The 21,044-nt window shown below is 56.4% G+C and carries 21 protein-coding genes and 1 riboswitch; of the genes, 8 read left to right on the forward strand and 13 right to left on the reverse strand.

The window, feature by feature from the left end:
• Positions 1 to 2 precede the first annotated feature (2 nt).
• Positions 3 to 992, forward strand: coding sequence for an acrylyl-CoA reductase (NADPH) (gene acuI / locus TA5113_RS08535; protein ID WP_058314629.1), 990 nt, complete (start codon positions 3 to 5; stop codon positions 990 to 992).
• On the opposite strand, the gene cobF is transcribed toward acuI, so the two are convergent.
• Genes cobF through TA5113_RS08565 form a run of 6 tightly spaced genes read right to left on the reverse strand, consistent with a single transcriptional unit; the run spans position 993 to position 6,138 of the window.
• Positions 993 to 1,748: a precorrin-6A synthase (deacetylating) gene (gene cobF, locus TA5113_RS08540; RefSeq protein WP_058314630.1), complete on the reverse strand. Its 756-nt coding sequence runs from the start codon at positions 1,746 to 1,748 to the stop codon at positions 993 to 995. It abuts the gene before it with no gap.
• 3 nt (positions 1,749 to 1,751) lie between these two features.
• Positions 1,752 to 2,471, reverse strand: coding sequence for a uroporphyrinogen-III C-methyltransferase (gene cobA / locus TA5113_RS08545; protein ID WP_058314631.1), 720 nt, complete (start codon positions 2,469 to 2,471; stop codon positions 1,752 to 1,754).
• Positions 2,468 to 3,793: a cobyrinic acid a,c-diamide synthase CobB gene (locus tag TA5113_RS08550; protein WP_058314747.1), complete on the reverse strand. Its 1,326-nt coding sequence runs from the start codon at positions 3,791 to 3,793 to the stop codon at positions 2,468 to 2,470. Before TA5113_RS08550 ends, cobA begins: the two co-directional genes overlap by 4 nt.
• A complete protein-coding gene (gene cobM, locus TA5113_RS08555) occupies positions 3,786 to 4,580 on the reverse strand; it encodes a precorrin-4 C(11)-methyltransferase (RefSeq protein WP_058314632.1) in 795 nt (264 codons plus the stop codon). The genes TA5113_RS08550 and cobM overlap by 8 nt, the downstream gene beginning before the upstream one ends.
• A complete protein-coding gene (locus tag TA5113_RS08560) occupies positions 4,577 to 4,939 on the reverse strand; it encodes a cobalamin biosynthesis protein (protein ID WP_058316678.1) in 363 nt (120 codons plus the stop codon). The genes cobM and TA5113_RS08560 overlap by 4 nt, the downstream gene beginning before the upstream one ends.
• Positions 4,936 to 6,138 (reverse strand): bifunctional cobalt-precorrin-7 (C(5))-methyltransferase/cobalt-precorrin-6B (C(15))-methyltransferase, encoded by a 1,203-nt coding sequence (locus TA5113_RS08565; protein ID WP_058314634.1) that lies wholly within the window; start codon positions 6,136 to 6,138, stop codon positions 4,936 to 4,938. Before TA5113_RS08565 ends, TA5113_RS08560 begins: the two co-directional genes overlap by 4 nt.
• Here TA5113_RS08565 and TA5113_RS08570 point away from each other — a divergent pair.
• Entirely contained in the window at positions 6,137 to 6,895 is a 759-nt protein-coding gene (locus TA5113_RS08570; RefSeq protein WP_058314635.1) for a cobalt-precorrin-6A reductase, read from the forward strand. The two genes, TA5113_RS08565 and TA5113_RS08570, sit on opposite strands and share 2 nt — an antisense overlap.
• Here TA5113_RS08570 and cobJ read toward each other — a convergent pair.
• From cobJ to TA5113_RS08605, 7 genes are read right to left on the reverse strand one after another with little or no spacing between them, the layout of a single operon-like run.
• Positions 6,868 to 7,620, reverse strand: a complete 753-nt coding sequence (cobJ, locus tag TA5113_RS08575) for a precorrin-3B C(17)-methyltransferase (RefSeq protein WP_058314636.1) — start codon at positions 7,618 to 7,620, stop codon at positions 6,868 to 6,870. The genes TA5113_RS08570 and cobJ overlap by 28 nt on opposite strands.
• Entirely contained in the window at positions 7,617 to 8,342 is a 726-nt protein-coding gene (locus TA5113_RS08580) for a precorrin-2 C(20)-methyltransferase (RefSeq protein ID WP_058314637.1), read from the reverse strand. The genes cobJ and TA5113_RS08580 overlap by 4 nt, the downstream gene beginning before the upstream one ends.
• Positions 8,343 to 8,346: 4 nt before the next feature.
• Entirely contained in the window at positions 8,347 to 8,976 is a 630-nt protein-coding gene (locus TA5113_RS08585) for a precorrin-8X methylmutase (protein WP_058314748.1), read from the reverse strand.
• Entirely contained in the window at positions 8,976 to 10,118 is a 1,143-nt protein-coding gene (gene cobG, locus TA5113_RS08590; protein WP_058314638.1) for a precorrin-3B synthase, read from the reverse strand. Before cobG ends, TA5113_RS08585 begins: the two co-directional genes overlap by 1 nt.
• On the reverse strand, positions 10,115 to 13,390 hold the full coding sequence (cobN, locus tag TA5113_RS08595; RefSeq protein WP_058314639.1) for a cobaltochelatase subunit CobN: 3,276 nt from the start codon (positions 13,388 to 13,390) through the stop codon (positions 10,115 to 10,117). The genes cobG and cobN overlap by 4 nt, the downstream gene beginning before the upstream one ends.
• Positions 13,391 to 13,408: 18 nt before the next feature.
• The gene (gene cobW / locus TA5113_RS08600; protein ID WP_058314640.1) at positions 13,409 to 14,497 is read right to left on the reverse strand and encodes a cobalamin biosynthesis protein CobW; all 1,089 of its coding nucleotides are present in this window, start codon (positions 14,495 to 14,497) and stop codon (positions 13,409 to 13,411) included.
• A gap of 35 nt (positions 14,498 to 14,532) precedes the next feature.
• A complete protein-coding gene (locus TA5113_RS08605) occupies positions 14,533 to 14,958 on the reverse strand; it encodes a DUF1636 family protein (RefSeq protein ID WP_245627140.1) in 426 nt (141 codons plus the stop codon).
• 95 nt (positions 14,959 to 15,053) lie between these two features.
• Positions 15,054 to 15,269, reverse strand: a riboswitch (cobalamin riboswitch).
• Positions 15,270 to 15,308: 39 nt separating this feature from the next.
• Between TA5113_RS08605 and cobO the strand changes: the two genes are divergently transcribed.
• The 6 genes from cobO to TA5113_RS08635 all read left to right on the forward strand — a co-directional run bounded on the left by cobO (position 15,309) and on the right by TA5113_RS08635 (position 21,043).
• Entirely contained in the window at positions 15,309 to 15,926 is a 618-nt protein-coding gene (cobO, locus tag TA5113_RS08610; RefSeq protein ID WP_370736437.1) for a cob(I)yrinic acid a,c-diamide adenosyltransferase, read from the forward strand.
• A 98-nt stretch (positions 15,927 to 16,024) separates the two neighbouring features.
• On the forward strand, positions 16,025 to 17,485 hold the full coding sequence (locus tag TA5113_RS08615) for a cobyric acid synthase (RefSeq protein WP_058314642.1): 1,461 nt from the start codon (positions 16,025 to 16,027) through the stop codon (positions 17,483 to 17,485).
• 72 nt (positions 17,486 to 17,557) lie between these two features.
• Entirely contained in the window at positions 17,558 to 18,283 is a 726-nt protein-coding gene (gene modA / locus TA5113_RS08620; protein ID WP_058314643.1) for a molybdate ABC transporter substrate-binding protein, read from the forward strand.
• Positions 18,273 to 18,974 (forward strand): molybdate ABC transporter permease subunit, encoded by a 702-nt coding sequence (gene modB / locus TA5113_RS08625; RefSeq protein ID WP_370736438.1) that lies wholly within the window; start codon positions 18,273 to 18,275, stop codon positions 18,972 to 18,974. The genes modA and modB overlap by 11 nt, the downstream gene beginning before the upstream one ends.
• A complete protein-coding gene (modC, locus tag TA5113_RS08630) occupies positions 18,932 to 20,068 on the forward strand; it encodes a molybdenum ABC transporter ATP-binding protein (protein WP_306338164.1) in 1,137 nt (378 codons plus the stop codon). The genes modB and modC overlap by 43 nt, the downstream gene beginning before the upstream one ends.
• A 72-nt stretch (positions 20,069 to 20,140) precedes the next feature.
• Positions 20,141 to 21,043: an EamA family transporter gene (locus TA5113_RS08635; RefSeq protein ID WP_058314645.1), complete on the forward strand. Its 903-nt coding sequence runs from the start codon at positions 20,141 to 20,143 to the stop codon at positions 21,041 to 21,043.
• Position 21,044: the final 1 nt, after the last annotated feature.

The following is a 21,044-nucleotide window of genomic DNA, read 5'->3' on the forward strand; positions in this document are numbered from 1 at the left end:
TCATGTTCAATGCCATTGTCATCGACAAACCTGAAGATAAACAAACCGTTGCCCTAACACAGATTGGCGAAGACCAGTTGCCTGAAGGTGATGTGCAGGTCGATGTTGCCTATAGCACGTTGAATTATAAAGATGCTTTGGCTCTGACTGGCTCTGCTCCTATCATTCGTAAGTACCCGCTGACACCGGGTATCGATTTTTCAGGGGTCGTCACGGAAAGTGCACATGCCGATTTCAAACCCGGTGACCGGGTGGTGCTGAATGGTTGGGGTGTTGGCGAGAAACACTCCGGTGGTTTGGCCGAGAAGGCGCGAGTCAAAGGTGATTGGCTTGTTAAGCTGCCAGACGGCATGTCATTGCGCCAAGCGATGGTGGTCGGGACCGCTGGCTATACGGCTATGCTTTGCGTTCTGGCTCTGGAAAACCACGGTATTACGCCTGAGAGCGGCGACGTTGTTGTGACAGGTGCCGCGGGTGGTGTCGGAAGCGTTGCGACGGCTTTGTTGGCGGCGAAAGGTTATTCTGTGGCGGCGGTGACTGGGCGTCCGGCGGAAGAGGGTTATCTCAAATCACTTGGGGCCACGTCGATTGTCGATCGTTCGGAGCTAGAGGGCAAAGTGCGCCCGTTGAATGCAGAACGTTGGGCGGCAGGCATCGATGTGGTGGGCAGCACTATGCTTGCGAACCTACTGGCGGGGATCAAATACCGCGGTATTGTTGCCGCTTGTGGACTAGCAGGCGGAATGGATCTGCCAAGTTCTGTAGCCCCCTTCATCTTGCGTGGTGTCACTCTGGCTGGGATTGACAGTGTGATGTGCCCGAAACCAGAACGCGTCGCCGCATGGGAACGGTTGGCGCAGGATCTGGATATGGGCAAGCTTGCGGATATGGAAACTGAAGTGGCCTTTGATCAAGTTATTGACGCTGCGCCACAATTTTTGGACGGCAAGGTGCGCGGACGTGTAATCGTCCCGATCAATACCGACCTTTAATCAGGCGCGTTTGCGCAGCAAGTAGATATCCATAATCCAACCATTGAGCTCCCGCGCTTCGGCGCGGGTGCGAATGATGTCGGCACCAACTTTTGCCAATGGACCTGCTTTCAAGATCTGCTGAGGCATGCCCACATAGCCGCCCCACCAGATATCAATGCCTTCTTGATCGATATGTTTGAATGAACACTCCCCGTCCAGCATAACCGCGACAGCATTGGTGCCATCAGGCCACCCATTTTCACGCAATTGGCGTCCAGTGGTGATCACCACAGGTGCGCCAAGGTCATTCAGCGGAATGCCATGGGCCGCTGTCAGCATTTGAAGCGACGTAATACCAGGGACAACTTCTACTTTGATATCCAACCCCTGTGCAATCAGCCTGTCTGCAATGCGCAATGTGCTGTCATAAAGCGATGGATCGCCCCAAACCATCAGCGCGACATTTGCATTTGGTTTCGCGTGTTCAGCGATTAAGCCGCCCCAGATCGAGGCCAAAGCGTCGTGCCATGTATTCACCCCATCAAGGTATTTTGGCGTCTTCGCGTCGCGCACGGGGTAATCAAATTCGACGACGCTCGGTGCGGTTTTCAGAACACCAGCCACGATATCTCGGCGCAGATCAGCGAGCTCTGTCTTCTCGTCCCCTTTACGCGGCAACAGGATCAGATCCGCGCCTTCAAGGGTTTTGATCGCTTGCAGCGTCAGGTGATCTGGGTTGCCAGATCCGATACCAACAAGAGACAGCGTGATCATGGCTTACGTCTCCGCCAATTCGCCAAAGAGAATTAGGCCCGCCGCAGGGGAAACCTCTTCACGCAGCTGCGCCGCCAGCTCTTCCATCGTTGTTCGGGTGAGCGTCTGGTCTGAGTGAGTTACATTTTCCGCCAAAAGGGCAGGGCAGTCACGCCGCAGACCGGTCTCAAACAGTTTCTCAGCCAGTTCCGGGAAGGTGCGTTTGGGCATAAACAAGACGGTGGTCGCGCCCGGGTCGGCGAGGGACTGCAGGTTCAAATCACCGGGCAGGGCTCCCGCCACATCATGGCCGGTGACAAACTGGACACGGCGCGCCACCAAACGACGGGTCAAAGGTATGCCAGCCGCCGCAGCCGCTGCGCATGCGGACGTGACGCCGGGGATAATTTCATAAGAAATTCCAGCCTCTTTCAGCGCGTCCAGCTCTTCCTCAAGACGGCCGAAAATGCCGCTATCTCCGGACTTTAGCCGCACCACATGGGCACCCGTTTTGGCATAGTCCACAAGCAACTGGCTCACATGGTTTTGTTTCGGCGATGGCCGGCCAGCGCGTTTGCCAACGCCCACCAAATCGGCCTCTGGTCCCGCATGCTCCAAAATGGGTCCGGAACTCAGGTCATCAAACAGAATGGCGTCGGCTTTTTTCAACCGATCGACGGCCTTCACCGTCAAAAGCTCTGGATCGCCCGGTCCCGAGCTGACGAAGCTGACAAATCCGCTCATGACGTCGCCTCTGCAATCAGATGGAAGAACGTGCCTGTCACTTGGCCCTTCACAGAGCCGGTTTCCGGCACAGGATTGCCGTCTGCATCGCCAACTTGCGCCAATGGCGCATCTGGTTCTTCCAAAATGGTCGAGTAGTGGAATTCATGGCCGCGAAGACGCGCGCCGGCCTCATAGCCAAGCATTCGTGCGTTCAATGTTGCCTGCCGGTATCCAAGGTGGAATTTTCTTTTTTCATAGGAGGTGACTAGACCGAGTAGTCCAAGCATTTGGTGACGAATGCCCTCTTTGTCGATCAGTGTTTCGCCAAGGGCCATGTAGCCACCGCATTCCCCGTGGACGGGTTTTGTTTCTGCGTGTTTGCGCACTGCGTTACGGAAATTTGTCGCCGCTGCGATCTTACCAGCGTGGAGTTCCGGATATCCGCCCGGTAACCACACAAGATCTGCGTCATGCGCAGGCGCTTCATCCGCCAGTGGAGAGAAGGGCGCAATCTCTGCGCCCGCTGCGCGCCATCCTTCCACCAAATGTGGGTACGTAAAACTAAACGCCGCATCTTGCGCCATGGCAATTTTTTGCGCCGGCGGCTGTGGCAATGCACCCGTCAAACTTGGTCCAGCCGCGGCGGCTGCTTTGATAGCTTCCAAATCAACGTTTTCGCGCAAGAAGGCCGCATAGCCCGCGATCGCCGCTTCTAGATCCGGATGTTCTACCGCTTGGATCAGGCCCAAATGCCTCTCAGGCAGGGCCAGATCTCCGCGACGGGGCAAGACGCCAAGCACCTTAACACCTGCCTTTTCCATGCCAAGGCGGGTTAGCCGCTCGTGGCGCGGACTTGCACAGCGATTGAGGATGACGCCCGCGAAGGGCAGCTCTGGATTGTAGGCCTTAAATCCCAGCGCCGTCGCCGCAGCTGATTGCGCTTGGCCGCCCACATCGATGACCAACACAACGGGCCAGCCCATGGTCAGAGCGGTCTCTGCCGAGGAGCCAAAGCCACTTTCGCCCTTGGTTGCAACGCCATCAAATAGGCCCATGGACCCTTCCGCGACGATGATATCTGCGCCATTTGATTGCTGGGAAATTCCGCCTACCAATTCGGGACGCATAGCCCATGTGTCTAGATTGAACGAGGGCCGACCCGCTGCCGCCCGGTGAAAGGCTGGGTCAATGTAGTCAGGGCCAGATTTGAAGGGCTGCACATTCAGCCCATCTTCCGCCAATGCGCGCAAAAGACCCAGCATGACTGTGGTCTTGCCGGTGCCCGAAGAGGGCGCAGAAATTAAGATACCGGGTGCATTCGTCTTCGCGTTATCAATCATCGCCATGTCTCCAGCTGGACCACGGGCTCTCAGCGCTTTGGGGTCTGTAGCGGCGGTCGTAATCTGTTGAATAAAGGGCGCTTTCCTCAAACCCCTGCGCCGCCAGGGCGGGGCCAACGAGGATCAACGCAGTGCGCGTCACATGATCGGGGACGTCTTTGGGAAGCGTGGCGAGCGTCGTGCGAATGATTTCCTGGTCAGGCCAGGAAGCGCGATACACTACGGCGACAGGGCATTCAGCGCCATAATATGGGGTCAGCTCGTTCGCGACATTATCCAAGTTTCCGATGGAAAGATGGATCGCCAAGGTCGCGCCCGTGGCTGCAAAATTCGCTAATGTTTCGCCGTCCGGCATTGACGACGCACGCCCTGGCGTGCGGGTCAAAACCACCGATTGGGTAAGGCCTGGCAGGGTCAGTTCGCTTTCAAGCGCAGCCGCGGCTGCGGCAAAGCTCGGAACACCCGGTGTGACAGAGACGTCAATGCCTTCTGCGCGCAGGCGGCGAATTTGTTCGCCCATGGCCGACCAAACCGACAAGTCACCCGAATGGATACGTGCCACGTCATGGCCTGCCTCGGCAGCGGCTTTGCATTCGGTCACGATGGCATCCAAATCCAGCGGCGCAGTATTCACGATCCGCGCCCCTTCCGGGCAATGGGATAGGATTTCGTCGGGCACCAAAGAGCCCGCATATAAGCACACCGGACAAGAGGCGATCAGATCGCGTCCACGAAGCGTAATCAGGTCCGCCGCGCCTGGTCCTGCACCGATAAAGTGCACGGTCATTGGTCATTTCCTTCTGCCAAGGCGCAGGTGGCCATTCGGTCGGTCGATATATGCCGTGCAGCGATCAATCGAGCATCCGTGCCCGCGGCTGCCAGTGCACATGCTTCCGCAACGCTGCCCGTCCCGCGCGCTTCAATCACGCGCTCCGCCTGCGTTTCGGTTTCGGTGTTTTGCAGTGCCTCGGCAGAAACTCTTATCAGTTGCAGGGACGTTTCCGCTGCCAACTGCTTTATACAAAGAGCGCCAGCTTTGTCGTTTGGAACCGCCAGCGCATCCGCTCCACCACCAAGACGCTCATAGGCATCCCGCAGGCTGTCTAAAGTGGCTTCCCCACGAAACCCAAAACCAGCGATAATCATAGGGTGACGCTCCATTGCACAATTGGATAGTTTGCCTTCCAGCCGCGCTTACTGCCAAGAGGTGCGGCTTCGCTCAAGTCAATTCGCAAGAGCTTTCCACCTTTTTCGCGATGCCAAGCCGCCAATAAAGCTTCCGCTTCCAAGGTCACCCCGTTTGCGACAAGGCGTTTGCCTTCAGAGACGTTCGTCCAAATCCAATCAAGCATCTGAGCGGATATGCCTCCGCCGATGAAAACCACGTCCGGTGCGCGTTGATCACGCAGTGTTTCCGGGGCAGGTCCGGTCACGACGTTGACAGAAACTCCCAGCGAATGGGCGTTGGTCTCGATGCGTTTAGAACGTTCTCGATCAATTTCAAATATGGTCGCTGACAATGACGCGTCTGCCAGGCACCATTCGATGCCGATTGAGCCTGAGCCGCCGCCAATATCCCACAAATGCTCGCCAAATGTTGGCGCTAGGGCTGAAAGGGTCATCGCTCGGATCGGCGATTTGGTGATCTGGCCGTCATTGCCAAAGAATGCATCTGGTCGGCCACTTGCAAAAGGCAGTGTTTGCCCATCACCGCGGACATCCAGCCCGACCAATACGGGATGCTGTATGTCATCTGGGATATGGGAAGTGCGCACAACGCGCACCCGTTCCCTAGGCCCGCCAAGAGCTTCGAGGATATGAACCAACGAGCTGCCAAACCCAGCTTCATCGAGCCAAGCACCCAACGCTTTTACCGCATCTCCGTCGCGGACGGTACAAAACACGCGCCGCCCCTCTGCCAAGAGCGGCCGCAGCCGCTCAAAAGGCGCTGCATGAAGCCCCAAACAAGGCGTCTTTTCTAAAGGCCAGCCCAGTCGTGCAGCGGCCAAAGACAAGCTGCTGACACCGGGCAAAACCTTAACTTCTTTTTGGTCAAAAATATCCAAAAGAGCGCCGCCCGCCCCGTGCCAAAACGGATCTCCTGACGCGAGCACGACTGTCTCTTGCCCCTTAAATCCCTGCAAAACAGAAATCCCATCGGCGAAGGGCACAGGCCATTCCACCAATTCCGCATCGACATCTGGCAATAAGCCAAGATGACGTTTCGCCCCCATGATGATTTTTGCGTTTTCCAGCGCCTTCAGGCTTGCGGGCGGCAAGCCATCTGCGCCATCTTCGCCCAGACCGACGATGGTCAACCACGGGTGAGAAACGGGATCAGCCATGACGCAACACCTCCTGATTTTGGGTGGCACAACGGAAGCCAGCGCTTTGGCGCGGCTGGTTGCGGAGCGCGGTTTGCAGGCGACTTTCAGCTACGCGGGGCGTGTGGACAACCCAAAACCCCAGCCACTCCCGACCCGGACCGGTGGGTTCGGTGGCCCCGACGGGCTGGCGCGCTACATTCATGACAACGCGGTGACCCATGTGATCGACGCGACGCATCCATTTGCTGCGCAGATGAGTTGGAATGCGGCTAAAGCTTGCGAGATGACGGGTGCACGATTGGCGGCGCTGACGCGACCAGCTTGGCAGCCTCAGACCGGAGACAACTGGCAATCTGTACCCGATATCGACGTCGCGATCGCTGCGCTGGAAGGCCCGCCAAAGCGGGTCATGTTGGCGCTGGGTCGATTGCACATGGACGCCTTCGCTGCGCAACCGCAACACCACTACATTCTGCGACTGGTCGATCAGCCCGAAGCACCGCCAGCTTTGCCCAGCCACACGGTGACCGTCGCTCGAGGCCCGTTTGATGTGGCCAACGACACAGCGCTTTTCAAAGCCCATGCGGTGGACGTGGTCGTCTGCAAAAATGCTGGCGGTACCGGCGCCATTGCGAAGCTTCACGCCGCAAGGGCGTTGGGTTTGCCGGTCATCATGATTGATCGCCCCGAACTGCCTATCCGGCCCGAATGCGCGACGCCCGCCGAGATTTTGGAGTGGGTGTCTGATCATCCAGCAACCGATCTGGGTGTATAAATCAGTGGAGCGCCATCCCGTTCGATAATGCGTGTTGTTGATGAACCCAAAAGCACGACGGTCCGCATGTCCGCCATGTCCTCTGTTACGTCTGGCAAAGGCACAATACGAATGGTTTGATCCGGCCGGCTTACATTGCGGGCAAAAATCATCGGACGATTGTCGCTGCAGGCCTCCTGTAAGGTTTTTACAGCTTTTCCAAACCCTTCCGGGCGGGATTTGGAGCGTGGGTTATAGAAGGCCATTGCAAAATCGGCCTCGGCCGCAAGCCGGAGGCGTTTTTCAATGAGTTCCCACGGTTTCATATTGTCCGAAAGGTTGATGGCACAAAAATCATGCCCAAGAGGGGCACCGCAGGCGGCGGATGCGGCCAGCATCGCCGTAATGCCTGGCAGGACTTGAATGTCTAAATTTCGCCAATCCGGTTCGCCGTGTTCCACGGCTTCAAGAACCGCAGCGGCCATAGCAAACACGCCGGGATCTCCGGACGACACGACGACGACTTTTTTGCCTTCGCTCGCCATCTCTAAGGCGTGCCGAGAGCGATCAATCTCCACGCGGTTGTCGGACGCATGTTTCGTCAACCCCTCGCGTGCGGTGATCCGTTCGACATAGGGAATATAGCCCACAACATCCGTGGCTTGATCAATGGCCGCCTGCACTTCGGGCGTAATCAGATTGTCATCGCCGGGGCCAATTCCAACGATGGTCACGGACCCGGTCATGGCCTGCGCCCTTGGCCATGCACGACAATAATCGAGAAGTAAGGCGTGACTTTTTCGGTCACTTCCGACAGCTTCATGCAGGTCTGCTTCGCCATGGTCGCAAATTGCACCAGGTAGGCATCATCAAACTTACCACCCGCCTTCAAGGCGCGAATGACTTTCTCGAAATTGGTTCCAATCTTCATGATCACCAGTGCATCGGTGGCGGCGATATGACTGACGAGTTTGTCCTCATCCAATGTGCCCATCAGCACGGTCAGAACATCATCGCCCCATGTGATCGGCGCACCAGTCGCGGTCCAAGCGCCCGACATGCCGGTGATGGCGGGGACGACTTCTGTAGGCACGTGATCTTTCACACGGGTGTAGATGTGCATGAAAGAGCCATAAAAGAATGGATCGCCCTCACAAAGCACGACGACATCTTCGCCGGATTTGGCTAGGTCTATCAGGTGAGAGGTGACCTCTTCGTAGAAACCAGACAGGATTTCATTATAGCGAGGATCGGTCAAAGGGATCTCTGTCGTGACCGGATATTCCATTGCGAATTCAACGGCATCTTCAGGGATCATACCGTCAACGATGCTGCGTGCCTGTCCTTTGCGGCCCGCTTTCCGGAAGAAAGCGACATGCTTCGCATTGGTCAGCAATCGATGCGTTTTCACGCTCATCAAGTCTGGATCGCCGGGGCCAAGGCCGATGCCGTAAATAGTACCGCTCATGGATTTATTCCTTCCGGCTGGCGATGGCATTAATCGCTGCGACGGTCATGGCTGAGCCGCCAAGGCGACCTTCGACGATCATGCACGGCACTGGCTGATCTTGCCAAAGCGCGTCTTTGCTTTCGCGTGCGCCGACGAAGCCCACTGGGCAACCTATGATCGCAGCCGGACGTGGGCAATCTGGATCTTCAAGCATATTCAGCAAATGAAAAAGCGCGGTTGGGGCGTTGCCGATCGCCACAATCGAGCCGCCAAGACGATCTCGCCAATGTTCCAAAGCGGCGGCAGAGCGGGTGTTGCCCATCTCTTTTGCCAGCTCGTGGATACCATCCGCATGCAAGGTACAGATCACGTCATTGTTGGCAGGCAGACGCGGACGGGTCACACCGCCTGAAACCATACGCGCATCGCAGAAAATGGGGGCTCCATTCTCCATCGCATTGCGTGCGGCGGCCACCATGCCCGGGGTGAATTTTACAAACTTCTCAAGCCCAACCATGCCCGCAGCATGGATCATGCGCACAACCACTTGTTCTTCGTCTTGGTCAAACCCTGAAAGCTCTGCTTCGCGGCGAATGGTGGCGAAGCTTTCATCATAAATGGCTTGGCCATTCTTTTCATAATCATAGGGCATCATAAGTCTCCGATGCGGTCTTTTAATTCGCTTGCGGCAAGCGCGCGGGCCATTGGCTCATCCCATGGGAGGCCGTTTTGGACAAGATCGATTTTTCCATCGCGACCCACCAACGTGACGTCTGCAGCACGGGGGCGGGCACAGCCTTTGGCGCAGCCGCTCACATGCAAGCTTCCTTCGGTTAGGCCAGCCAGCTCGCGCGCGAGCATGCGGGTGTCAAACTCGCCGGCAGGGCACCCTTTAGCGCCTGAACAAGCGTCGATGCGTAAGAGGGGATCATTTTGGTCGGTGATAAAGGTATTGCTCGCGACTGGCGCTGCGTCTTCGGTGAGGATCAGCCGCCAAGGGGTCACGCGCAGCGCTTTGCAGCCGGACGCGTTTAGGAGCGCGCGCAGATCCTGCGCAATCATCTGACCGAATGCCACGCCATATACCGCGCCGTTCGGGTGCTGGCCGATGACCGGTCTAGCGCGTTCTTGGCGGGGCGCAGCTTGTTGCCAGTCATTAGGTGCCTTTACCGACGTCAAATGACGGGCCATGCGTTTCGCGTCAAAACCGCCGGACGCGATAAACCAATGTGCCATTTCAATGAGCTGATCGACAGCGGTTTCCACCGTCACAGGAAGGCCGCGTTTCAAACCATCAGCTCTGGCAATTAACCCGTCGACGGTGCGTTCTATGCGCAGGTCGCCGGATTGGTTGGCCAACATTGGTGCGGTTCCAGCGTCAATCGCAAAACCAAACTTCTCTGGCAGAAGGGGGAGCTCATCCAGTCTTTGGATCAATTCACGTGTGATCGTGGAAGTCGCGTCTCCGTCTACCCAGTCTGGCGGCACAAGAACATTGCGTCTTGCCTCCAAATCTGGGTCATCGGGCAGCAGCCCCAACGATTGTAAGTCGCTCAGAAGCGCCTCATGATTTTCTGGCCGCACCCCGCGAATTTGAAGATTGGCGCGGTTTGTGAGGTCTATGACGCCAGAGCCATGTCGCTCTGCCAAATCACACAAGCCAAAAGTCTGATCTGCAGTCAGTCGCGCCAATGTGGGCCGCACCCGAACCACTAGCCCATCGCCGGACATCATTGGGCGATAGGCACCGGGGCACCAGCCTTTTGCGTCAGGGCGTTGGGCGATTTGGCTCATGCGCTGCGCTCCAGCTCAACGAGGATCGAGTTCCGCCGGGTCTGCCATAGGCCTGCTTCATGCAGGGCCGCAAAACGGTCACGCATGGCTGCAAGCGCCTGCGGGTTATTTTCGGCTAAGAAATCTACGATTGCTTCATTGCCTAAAGTGGCCTCGTGATAAGCATCAAACAGGGCAGGGTGAACTGCATCAGCTAGGTGTGCGAAGGCAGCCAAATGCTCAAGCGTAGCAGCAATTTCTGCGCCACCGCGGAACCCGTGACGCATCATGCCTGCAAGCCAATCCGGGTTGGTGGCGCGGGCATGAACGACGCGCGCAACCTCTTCATCCAATGTGCGCGCACGGGGCTTTTCAGGATTGGTTGCGTCCAAGTGGTAGAGCGCTGCATCGCCGCCGGTAATCGACTGCGCCGCCTTAAAGCCTGCTTCGTGGCTCGCGTAATCCACCGCCAGAAGAATATCGGTTTCTGGCATATCTTGCAGATGCACAAAACTATCAGCTGCGGCGACGCGGTCTTGAATGCCTTCTTTGTCTTGGTGTGGCTGATCTTTGTCCAGCGCCCAGCTTGAGGCCGATAGCCACGCCGCACCGGCTTGCGCACGGGCGTCTTCACCATATTCAGTCAGGTGCCCCATTCCCAAACCGTAGCTGCCTGGGGCTGGTCCGTAAACGCGCGGGGCAGGCGGGTCGCCAACAAACGGGTTCCAATCTGCGGCCTCATCGCGCTCTGATAGGGCGCGCACCGCTTGGGAGAAGAGAGCCGAGAGGGTTGGGAAAACATCACGGAAGAGACCAGAGACCCGCAAGGTGACGTCCAAACGTGGACGATCCAGCATGGCAATGGGCAGGATTTCAACGCCAGAGACCCGCTCAGAGCCTTCATCCCATACCGGTTTGGCTCCTAACAGGTGCAAGGCCATGGCGAATTCTTCGCCGGCAGTGCGCATGGTGGCAGAACCCCACAGATCCACGATCAGGTTCTTTGGGTAATCGCCTTCGTCCTGAAGGTGTTTGCGCACCAGTTCTTCGGCGAGTTTCACACCTTGAGCATAGGCTGAACGCGTCGGAACGCTGCGCGGATCGGTGGTGAACAGGTTGCGTCCAGTCGGCAGAACATCGGTGCGACCGCGGTAAGGAGAGCCGGATGGCCCCGCTTCAATGCGTTTGCCACTTAGCGCACGGATCAGGGCGTCGCGTTCGGCATCCGCTGAGGTACTTGCATCAAAGGCGGTTTGGTTGTCTGGACGACGACCATAGACATGGAGGCCATCGCCAAATTGGCTTTCTTTGATGTCACAGACGAAGGTGTCGATCCGGGTGATGGCCTCGGCCAAACACGTGGCTTCGCTCAACCCAAGTTGGTCTGACAAGCCAAGCGCATCCGCTTCGGTGCGAATATTGTCCTGCAGCCGATCACGGCGCTTTGGATCCAGACCATCGGCGTTTGAGAACTCGTCCAGCAGGTTTTCTAGGATAGCAAACCGTTGTGGCGCAGCGCTCTCTTTCAGCGGTGGGGGCACGTGACCCAAGGTCACAGCGCCAATGCGCCGTTTGGCTTGGGCGGCTTCACCGGGGTCGTTCACGATGAAGGGGTATACGACCGGCAGGTGACCCGTGAGGACCTCAGGCCAGCATTCGTCAGAGAGGGCAACGGATTTACCTGGCAACCATTCCAATGTGCCATGGGCACCCACATGGATCAGTGCATGGGCCGTAAAGTGCTGGCGGAGCCACAGGTAGAAGGCCACATAGCTGTGGCGCGGGGTGCGGGCGAGATCGTGGTATTCGTCCGCGCGTTGATCATCTGCACCGCGTTCAGGTTGCAAAGCAATCAACAGATTGCCGCGCTGGGTGGCTTTGAAACGGAATGTGCCATTTTCAAAGCTGGGGTCCTCGGTGGGATCACCCCAAACCTTCGCAAGGTCTTCTTGCAATGATTGTGGCAGGGATTTCAACGCTTCCCTGTATTCAGCGAGCGGCCAAGAAAACTCGGCATCAGCCAAAGCTTCGCTGAGGGCAGGGCCAGCATCAATCTTGGCACCTGCCTCCGTTAGGTCACCCGCGATTGCCTCGGCGCTGGCCAAGGCGTCCAAACCGACCGCATGGGCCATGTTCCAATCCTGACCGGGATAGGTGGACAGCACCATGGCGAGTTTTTTGTCTGCCATTGGGGTTTGCTCGAGGCGCACCCATTGCTCGACCTTGTCGGCGATCGCACAGATCCGGTCCGCATGGGGGCGATGGCCAAAGCGGGAATATTCAAGGTGCGGGTCTTTCTTGCCCGGTTCTTTGAAGCTGGCGATGCCCGAAAACAAGCGACCATCTACTTCGGGCAAAACCACATGCATCGCCAGATCCGCCGGTGCCAGCCCTCGTTCTGCTTCAGCCCATGCCTTTTTGCGGCTGGTGGCCAGAGCCATTTGGAAGACGGGCGCGTCAGTCGCATCAAGCGGAGAGGTGCCGTCCATGCCTTTGCCGGAAAAAGCGGTGGCGTTCACGATGGCCGCTGGGCGCAGCTCTTGTAGCATTTGTGCAATCCAAGCCGCGGCGTCCGGTTGCTTGAGCGTTGGAGCGAACAGGCCGATCACCTCAAAACCACGGGTCTCAAATTCTGCAGAGAGCGCTTCTATCGGGGCCATGTCGGCAGCCGTTAGATAGGAACGGTAAAAACTCAGCACGATCAGGGGCTTGTCGCTTTGTCGTTCGGCAGCGCAGATACCGATGTCAGGCCGCCATGCGCCATGGTTTGGTACGTTTTTTGTCCCCGGAACCGGTTTGGCATAAAGCCCCGCCGCCAATGACAATTGCGCAAGTGCGGCCTGCGCCGCAACCGCTCCGCCAGTGTCGCAGAGATGGGTGAGACGATCCAAGGTGGACTTGGGTAAGGTCGAGACCTCAACCAAACGACTGTCAGGGCGTCCATCTGCAGGCAAAACAGCGAGCGCAACGCCGTTGCGTCTCGCTAAATCTTGCAGCTGTTGAATACCGTAGGACCAATAAGGAATACCCCCGATCAAGCGCACGAGGATCGCTTTTGCCCCCTCAAGGGTCTGCTCAACATAGGTATCGACCGAGAGAGGGTGTTTCAGCGCCGTGATATTGGCCAGTCGCAGGGTTGGCAGGTCGCCATTCGCGCGATGCCAGCCCGCCGCGAATGCGCCGAGGTCGCTGTCAGAAAAAGACAATACCACCAAGTCCGCCGGGCTTTGGCCCAGGTCCATTGGGGTTTCGCTTTCCTCTAACCCGTGGCTTTCACGAAAGACGACATGCATCGCTGGTCTTCAGCTCCTTCAGTCGATCAAAACAGAGCGGATCGCATCAAGGTTGACGTTTGCTTGTTCCGCAATGACCACCACTCTGCCCTGACGGTTCTCGTCGGGCTGCCAAGGGCGGTCAAATTGATGGCGTACCCGTGTTCCAACCGCCTGAACCAGCAAGCGCATCGGTTTGCCTTCTACCGCAGCATACCCTTTTACGCGCAAAATGTTTTGTTCTTTTGCAAGACGTTCCACGCGCGCAGCAAAATCTGCAGCATCTGTCTGTTCCGGGAGCTCAATAATAACGCTGTGGAAATCATCATGATCGTGGTCATGGTGGTGGTCGTGATCATGTCCGTGATGATGGTCGTGATCATGGTGATGATGGTGGCTTTCATGATGGGATGGGCGCGCATCGATATCATCTTCGGCAGCCGCCTCTAGGCCCAGAACCACACGCGGATCAACCGCGCCTTCGGCCACTTCGACGACCGGGATAGAGCGTGGGGATTCTTCTGCGATCACTGCTTTGGCTCTTTGGACCCCATCTGGGCCTGCCAAATCCGGTTTGGTCAGCAGAATGATGTCTGCACAGGCAATTTGGTCTTCGAACACTTCCGAAAGCGGTGTTTCGTGATCCAAGCTGTCATCTGCCTCGCGCTGGGCGTCTACTTTGGCCACATCGGTAGCGAAACGACCATCTGCGACCGCCTCAGCATCCGCCAACGCAATCACGCCATCCACCGTGATTTTGGAGCGGATATCTGGCCAATCAAACGCCTTCAGCAACGGTTTTGGCAATGCCAAGCCGGAGGTCTCGATAATGATATGCTCGGGGCGCGGCTCCAGCGCCATGAGCGCTTCGATTGTCGGAATGAAGTCATCGGCAACGGTGCAGCAGATGCAACCATTTGCCAGTTCCATGATGTTTTCAGCCGGGCATTCAGGGATGGCGCAGGACTTCAGAATCTCACCATCCACACCCACATCGCCAAATTCGTTCACTACAACGGCCAATCGCTTGCCTTGCGGGTTCTGCATGAGATGGCGCACAAGTGTCGTTTTCCCGGCTCCCAAAAAGCCAGTGATGACGGTGACGGGTAGTTTTTCAAGGTTGCTCATCGGCGCCTCTCGATCTTGCGTTACTTCGGCGGAAATTAGTCTGGCAAATTGAGCGGTGGGACCCGCGCTATGCAGTTTTTGCGGAAATGGACGGGGCGTTCTCGCCACGGAACGACACCATCGGGGGTGGATGCGTATTTCACCGCGCCTTCGTGCAGAACATCCGCGTCATTGGCCCCATCAAAATTACCGTAGACATAGGTCCAACGATCTGCCCCGCCTCGTATGGCAACGGAACAACCGCTGGTGCAATTTGAAAGGCATTCCACTTCGCGCAAAGTCACGTGGTCAGGCCAGGCCTTTTCCGAAAGCGCTGCGCTTAACAGCGCGCCGGGGCGTGCGGCCTCTGGGTCGGTTTGTTCCTGTACGCTCGAGCGGCAAGTGGCGCAAACCAATAGCTCGACCGGCGCGAGTTCCAGAGTTGCCTCTGGTGCTTGATCTGGCGTTTCATCTTTGGACAAGATGCCTCTCCCATCAATGGGCGGGGCGTTGGTACGGGGCGGGCGGTCGGTTTCCTGACGCCCAATGTCCCGACACCGGAACACCCCGTCCGGTTACATGTCTTTCCTTGCTGGCAGGTCTCCCGGCTTACGGATATCAGAGATGATCAAATCATCTCTGGTGAATCTGGGCCTTCCCGGCACTTGGCCAGTGGCGTCCAGACCCTCTCCGGTCACGGTCGCGGGGGCGGCTGCGTTTCAGATATGTCGCAATCCTTATCGCATTCCCTTTTCACCTGCTCTAAGAACAGGAACCAACGGAATGCACATGCGCCATGGCGCAAGGTGAGTCAAGCTTGGAGGATTGTGACGTGGCTGACAAATCAGATCAAAACGCGCGCCATGCAGAGAAAATGAAGAAGATTAAGGCCGCGCGGGACAAGCTGATGGCCACAAAGACCGAAGAAAAGGGCCTGATCATGGTCCATACAGGTCCCGGTAAGGGCAAGTCTTCTTCCGGATTTGGCATGATCATGCGGTGCATTTCTCACGGCATGCCTTGCGCCGTTGTGCAGTTCATCAAAGGCGCTTGGGCGACGGGCGAACGAGACTTTTTGGAAACCCATTTTGCTGATGAATGTAAATTCTACGTTTCTGGCGAGGGCTTCACCTGGGAAACCCAAGATCGGGATCGCGATATCGCAAAGGCCGAAGCAGGATGGGAATTGGCCAAGCAGCTGATCCGTGATGAGACCAATCGATTTGTGCTGCTGGATGAGATCAATATCGCGCTGCGCAATGACTATCTGGATATTGATGAGGTCGTTGATTTCCTGCTGTCTGAGAAGCCAGATATGACCCATGTCTGTTTGACGGGTCGGAACGCGAAACCAGAACTGATTGAGGCGGCGGATCTGGTGACGGAGATGACCTTGGTGAAACATCCGTTCCGCGATGGCATCAAGGCGCAGAAGGGTGTGGAATTCTAACACTTTTCAGCTTGTTTAGATGCCAATGACGCCTTCGGCGAGGATATTTGGGCCAGAAGAAACATGAGGTTTCGCGAGATAATGGACGGGGCACTGATTTGAGTAAGGCCATCATGATCCAAGGCACCGGATCCAATGTGGGAAAATCCATGTTGGTGGCGGGGCTCTGTCGCGCTGCGGTGCGCCGCGGCCTTTCTGTTGCGCCGTTTAAGTCTCAGAACATGTCAAATAACGCTGCGGTGACGTCTGATGGCGGCGAGATCGGGCGCGCGCAGGCGCTTCAGGCTCTGGCGTGTCGCGTGCCTTTGACCGTGCATATGAACCCGGTTCTGTTGAAGCCTGAGACCGATGTAGGGGCTCAGGTGGTGGTGCAAGGCAAGCGCCTCACAACTGCAAAAGCGCGGGATTATTCAAAGCTAAAACCGACTTTGATGACGCGCGTTTTGGAGAGTTTTGAGCTTCTGAAATCGCAACATGATCTGGTGATTGTGGAAGGGGCAGGCAGTCCAGCGGAAGTAAACCTGCGGCAAGGCGATATCGCCAATATGGGGTTTGCGCAGGCGAGCGATACGCCTGTAATCCTCGCTGGCGACATTGATCGCGGTGGGGTGATCGCGCAGCTTGTCGGTACGCAGGCCGTGATTGATCCTGAAGACGCTGCCATGGTGCGCGGCTTTCTGGTTAACAAATTTCGCGGTGATCCAAGTCTTTTTGATGATGGATATGCCTTCATTGAAGAGCGTACCGGGTGGCCGGGTTTTGGTGTTTTGCCGCATTTTCCTGACGCGTGGAAGCTGCCAGCAGAGGATGCATTGGATATTCGGGGCTCTGGCCGAGATTCTGGTCGGGGTGGGGACTTAAAGATCGTTTGCCTTGGGCTTTCCCGCATTGCGAATTTTGATGACCTTGATCCACTGGCGCAGGAGCCCAGCGTGCACTTATCTATGCTGCGTGCTGGTCAGGTGATCCCCGGAGATACGGATTTGGTGATCATCCCTGGAAGTAAATCGACCCGCGGTGATTTGGCCTTTTTGCGTGCCCAAGGATGGGATGTGGACCTGCAGGCGCATCTGAGGCGGGGCGGTGCCCTGTTGGGGATTTGTGGCGGATATCAAATGCTTGGGTCCAGCATCAGTGATCCCGAGGGTATTGAAGGTGCGCCCGGGGAAACGCAAGGGCTTGGGTTTCTTGATGTGACGACACGCATGACATCAGACAAACGTTTGACCGAGACGAATGCGATTCACACGGCGTCAGGGCAAAGTTTCGCAGGCTATGAAATCCATATTGGCCGCACGGAAGGTGCCGATTGTGAGCGCCCCTTTGCGCAGGTCAATGGCCGCAATGAAGGGGCCGTGTCTTTGAATGGCGCGGTTATGGGCAGCTATTTGCACGGTATGTTTGCCGATGATGGCTTTCGCAGTGCGTTTTTGACCTCTTTGGGCGGTGAAGGAAGCGGCACCTCTTACAGCCAGACTGTCGACGACACGCTCGATGCGCTCGCGGATCATCTAGAAACTCATTTGGATGTAGAAGGACTGCTCGCCAGCGCGCGATAAAGGCATGTTGGTTGCACGGCTTGTCACTGGTCCAGACATCGACAATAGTACAGTCGATTTTGGAGCCCCATAATGCGTCTCATCGCTTTGATTTGCCTTGTGTTTTTTGCGTCGCCTTCGCGTGCGGAGGTCACCGTCTTTGCCGCAGCAAGCCTGCGTGGGGCGCTGGATGCGGTGAATGCAGAGTTTGAGGGCGATGTGCGTGTTTCCTATGCCAGCAGCGCAACTCTTGCCCGGCAGATTGCACAAGGCGCACCGGCGGATGTGTTTGTTTCTGCGAGCACCGATTGGGTGCAGTATTTGGAAGACGATGAATTTGTTTCGGTGCTGCAGAGTGCGGATCTTATGAGCAACCGGCTGGTTTTGGTCGCGTCAAGTAAGGCGTCAGAGACGGCCTTAGAAGACCTTCCCTACAAACTTGAGGGACGGAACTTGGCGGTGGGTTTTGTTGATGCGGTGCCTGCGGGTATCTATGCACAGCAAGCCTTTGAAAACTTATCACTTTGGGAGCGTGTCGCGCCGCATATTGTGCAAACTGACAACGTGCGAGCGGCCTTGGCACTCGTGGAGTTAGGAGAAGTCGGCTACGGGGTGGTCTATCAAAGCGACGCGCAATCGACTGACGCCCGGGTCTTGGATGTGGTGCCTTCAGAACTGCATTCTGAGATCATCTATAAGACCGCATTGCTATCGGAAGCGCCTGACGCGATGTCCTATATGACGCATCTAACGTCTGTAGAGGCGCAGTTGGTCTTTGCGGAGTTCGGCTTCATTGCAAAGGGCGCAGATGATGGCTGATCCTTTCCTGAGCGCTGAAAGCTGGTATGCGGTTTTTCTCTCTCTAAGGGTGTCGCTCTTGGCGACCCTATGCAGTTTGCCGCTGGCGGTTTGGGTGGCTTACCTTCTGGCCCGAAAAGATTTTTTTGGAAAACAAGTTCTGAATGGTTTGGTGCATTTGCCGCTCGTTCTTCCCCCTGTGGTTACGGGTTATCTTTTGCTTCTGAGTTTTGGGCGCCGGTCTGGAGTGGGCCAGTTTCTTGAACAATTTGGCATTGAATTCGCTTTTCGTTGGACCGGTGCGGCACTGGCGGCAGCAGTGATGGCCTTTCCTCTCATTGTGCGCGCCATACGCTTGGCGATTGAAGCGGTTGATCCCAAACTTGAAGAAGCGGCAGCAACTTTGGGAGGAGGCCGGTTCTTTGTGTTTCGCACCGTGACTTTGCCGCTGATCATGCCCGGGGTCATTGCTGGTTCCGTATTGGGGTTTGCCAAGGCAATGGGCGAGTTCGGCGCGACGATCACCTTTGTCAGTAATATCCCGGGCGAGACCCAAACCGTCCCATCCGCAATTTATGCGTTCTTGCAAGTTCCCGGCCGCGAAGGGGATGTCATCAAACTTGTTGTCCTATCCATCCTATTGGCGATGGGTGCTCTGATGGCGTCAGAATGGCTGGCCCGACGGCAAGTGCGGGGGATGCAGGGGCAATGACGCTTTCGGTTCGCATATCTCACCCATTTCCCGCGTTCCGCTTGGATGTGGATCTCGAGGCTCCAGAAGGTGTAACGGCCATTTTTGGCCCATCCGGCGCGGGTAAAACGACGATCATCAATGCGGTGGCCGGCCTGTTCTTACCCCATTCTGGGTGCATCACGTCACGCGGCGCGACGTTCTTTGACAGTGACCGACGGATCAATCTACCCACGCAAAAGCGGCAGGTTGGTTACGTGTTTCAAGATCATCGCTTGTTTCCGCATCTTGATGTGAAGGCGAACCTAAATTTTGGCCGTCGCGCGCGCAAGATTGGTGAAAACCGCGCGGATTTCGATCGCATTGTCTCCATGTTGGGGCTAGAGCAACTGCTTGGACGTTCCCCCTTTGCCCTGAGCGGCGGAGAGAAACAGCGCGTCGCCATTGGTCGCGCCTTATTGTCTGCACCGGAAGTCTTGTTGCTTGATGAGCCGCTTGCTTCTTTAGATCAGATGCGGCGTCAAGAGATTTTACCTTATTTGGAACGACTTAGGGATGAGGCGCGTTTGCCAATTCTTTATGTAAGCCATTCGGTCAGTGAAGTGGCGCGGCTTTCAAATCAGGTGCTGGTGATCGATCAGGGTCAGCAGAGTGTTCTCGGTCCGGTCGGAGATGTTTTTGCCCATCCGCACGCCGCTGGACGGATGGGAGCAGAGGATCTCGGTGCTGTATTGTTTGCCAAGGTGCACGCGCATCATTCCGATGGTGTCACTGAATTGGCTTCGGCAGGGGGGCGATTGTTCCTCCCCAAAACCAACGCAGACATTGGTGCGTTTCAGCGCGTTCGCATCCGTGCTCAAGACGTCATGCTCAGTCGTCAAAAGCCAGAGCAGATTTCCGCTCTGAATGTTCTTTCTGGCACGATTGTCGACATATCTAAGGACCCTGATCAATCAGGAAAGGGCGTTTTGGTGCGAGTCCGTTGCGGAGATGACCTGCTTCTGTCCCGTATCACCTTGCGGTCGCTCAACGCGCTAGATCTTAGGGTTGGTGAGCCAATCTATGCGGTCTTAAAAACGGTATCGGTCGCACGCGGCGATGTGGGACAAGGGTAACATCACCAAAATTCAAAATCGTTGACATAGCTTGCATTTGGCTTGTTTGCATTTGTATACTTTGGAGCTTCCATGGAACTTTGGGTCTTTTTGTCTATGGCAGGTGCGCTGTTTCAAACAGTGCGTTTCATGCTGCAAAAGCAACTAAGCCAGATCAAACTCAGCGCGTCTGGGGCAACATTTGCGCGGTTTTTATATTCGGCGCCGCTCGCACTGGGTGTTGCTGCGATCTACTTACACACTGTCGGCAAGGGCGTCCCCAATCTATCCATCGGTTTTTGGGCCCATGGTGCTCTTGGCGGCACTGCGCAAATTTTGGCGACCGTGTTTACGGTGATGTTGTTCGGGAGAAGAAACTTTGCTGTTGGGATCACTCTAAAGAAAACCGAGGTCATGATGGCAGCGCTGATTGGCATGGTATTCTTGGGAGATATGATTTCTGCATTTGGCTCAATTGCACTGTGCATCGGTCTGGCTGGGGTCTTGGTGCTTTCGGGCCCGATCGAAGTGGAGGGATCCTTTTTAAGGCGGCTTTTCACCCCGTCGGCGATCCTTGGTCTTTCTGCTGGCGCGTTTTTCGGCGTGTCCAGCGTGTCCTATCGCGCCGCCAGTCTGACTGTCTCAAGTGCGGACCCATTTGAACGCGCAATCGTAACCCTTGCAGCTGTCACCATGATGCAAATGATCGCCATGAGTGTGTGGCTTTATTTCCGAGATCGTCCTGAAATACTCCGTGTCCTGAGCACCTGGAAAACAGCGGTTTTCGTTGGGCTTACCAGCCTCGCGGGCTCTTTTTGTTGGTTTGCGGCCTTCACATTGCAAAACGCAGCTTACGTGAAGGCCGTTGGTCAGATCGAACTTATCTTCGGCATCGCCGCTGCAACCTTGTTTTTTAAAGAGAAAATCACGAAGCGCGAAATCGCAGGTATGGCGCTCGTCGCCACAAGCATCATGGTTTTGGTTCTCTGGTCTTAAA

The organism is Cognatishimia activa, from assembly GCF_001458335.1.
GTDB classification, from domain to species: domain Bacteria; phylum Pseudomonadota; class Alphaproteobacteria; order Rhodobacterales; family Rhodobacteraceae; genus Cognatishimia; species Cognatishimia activa.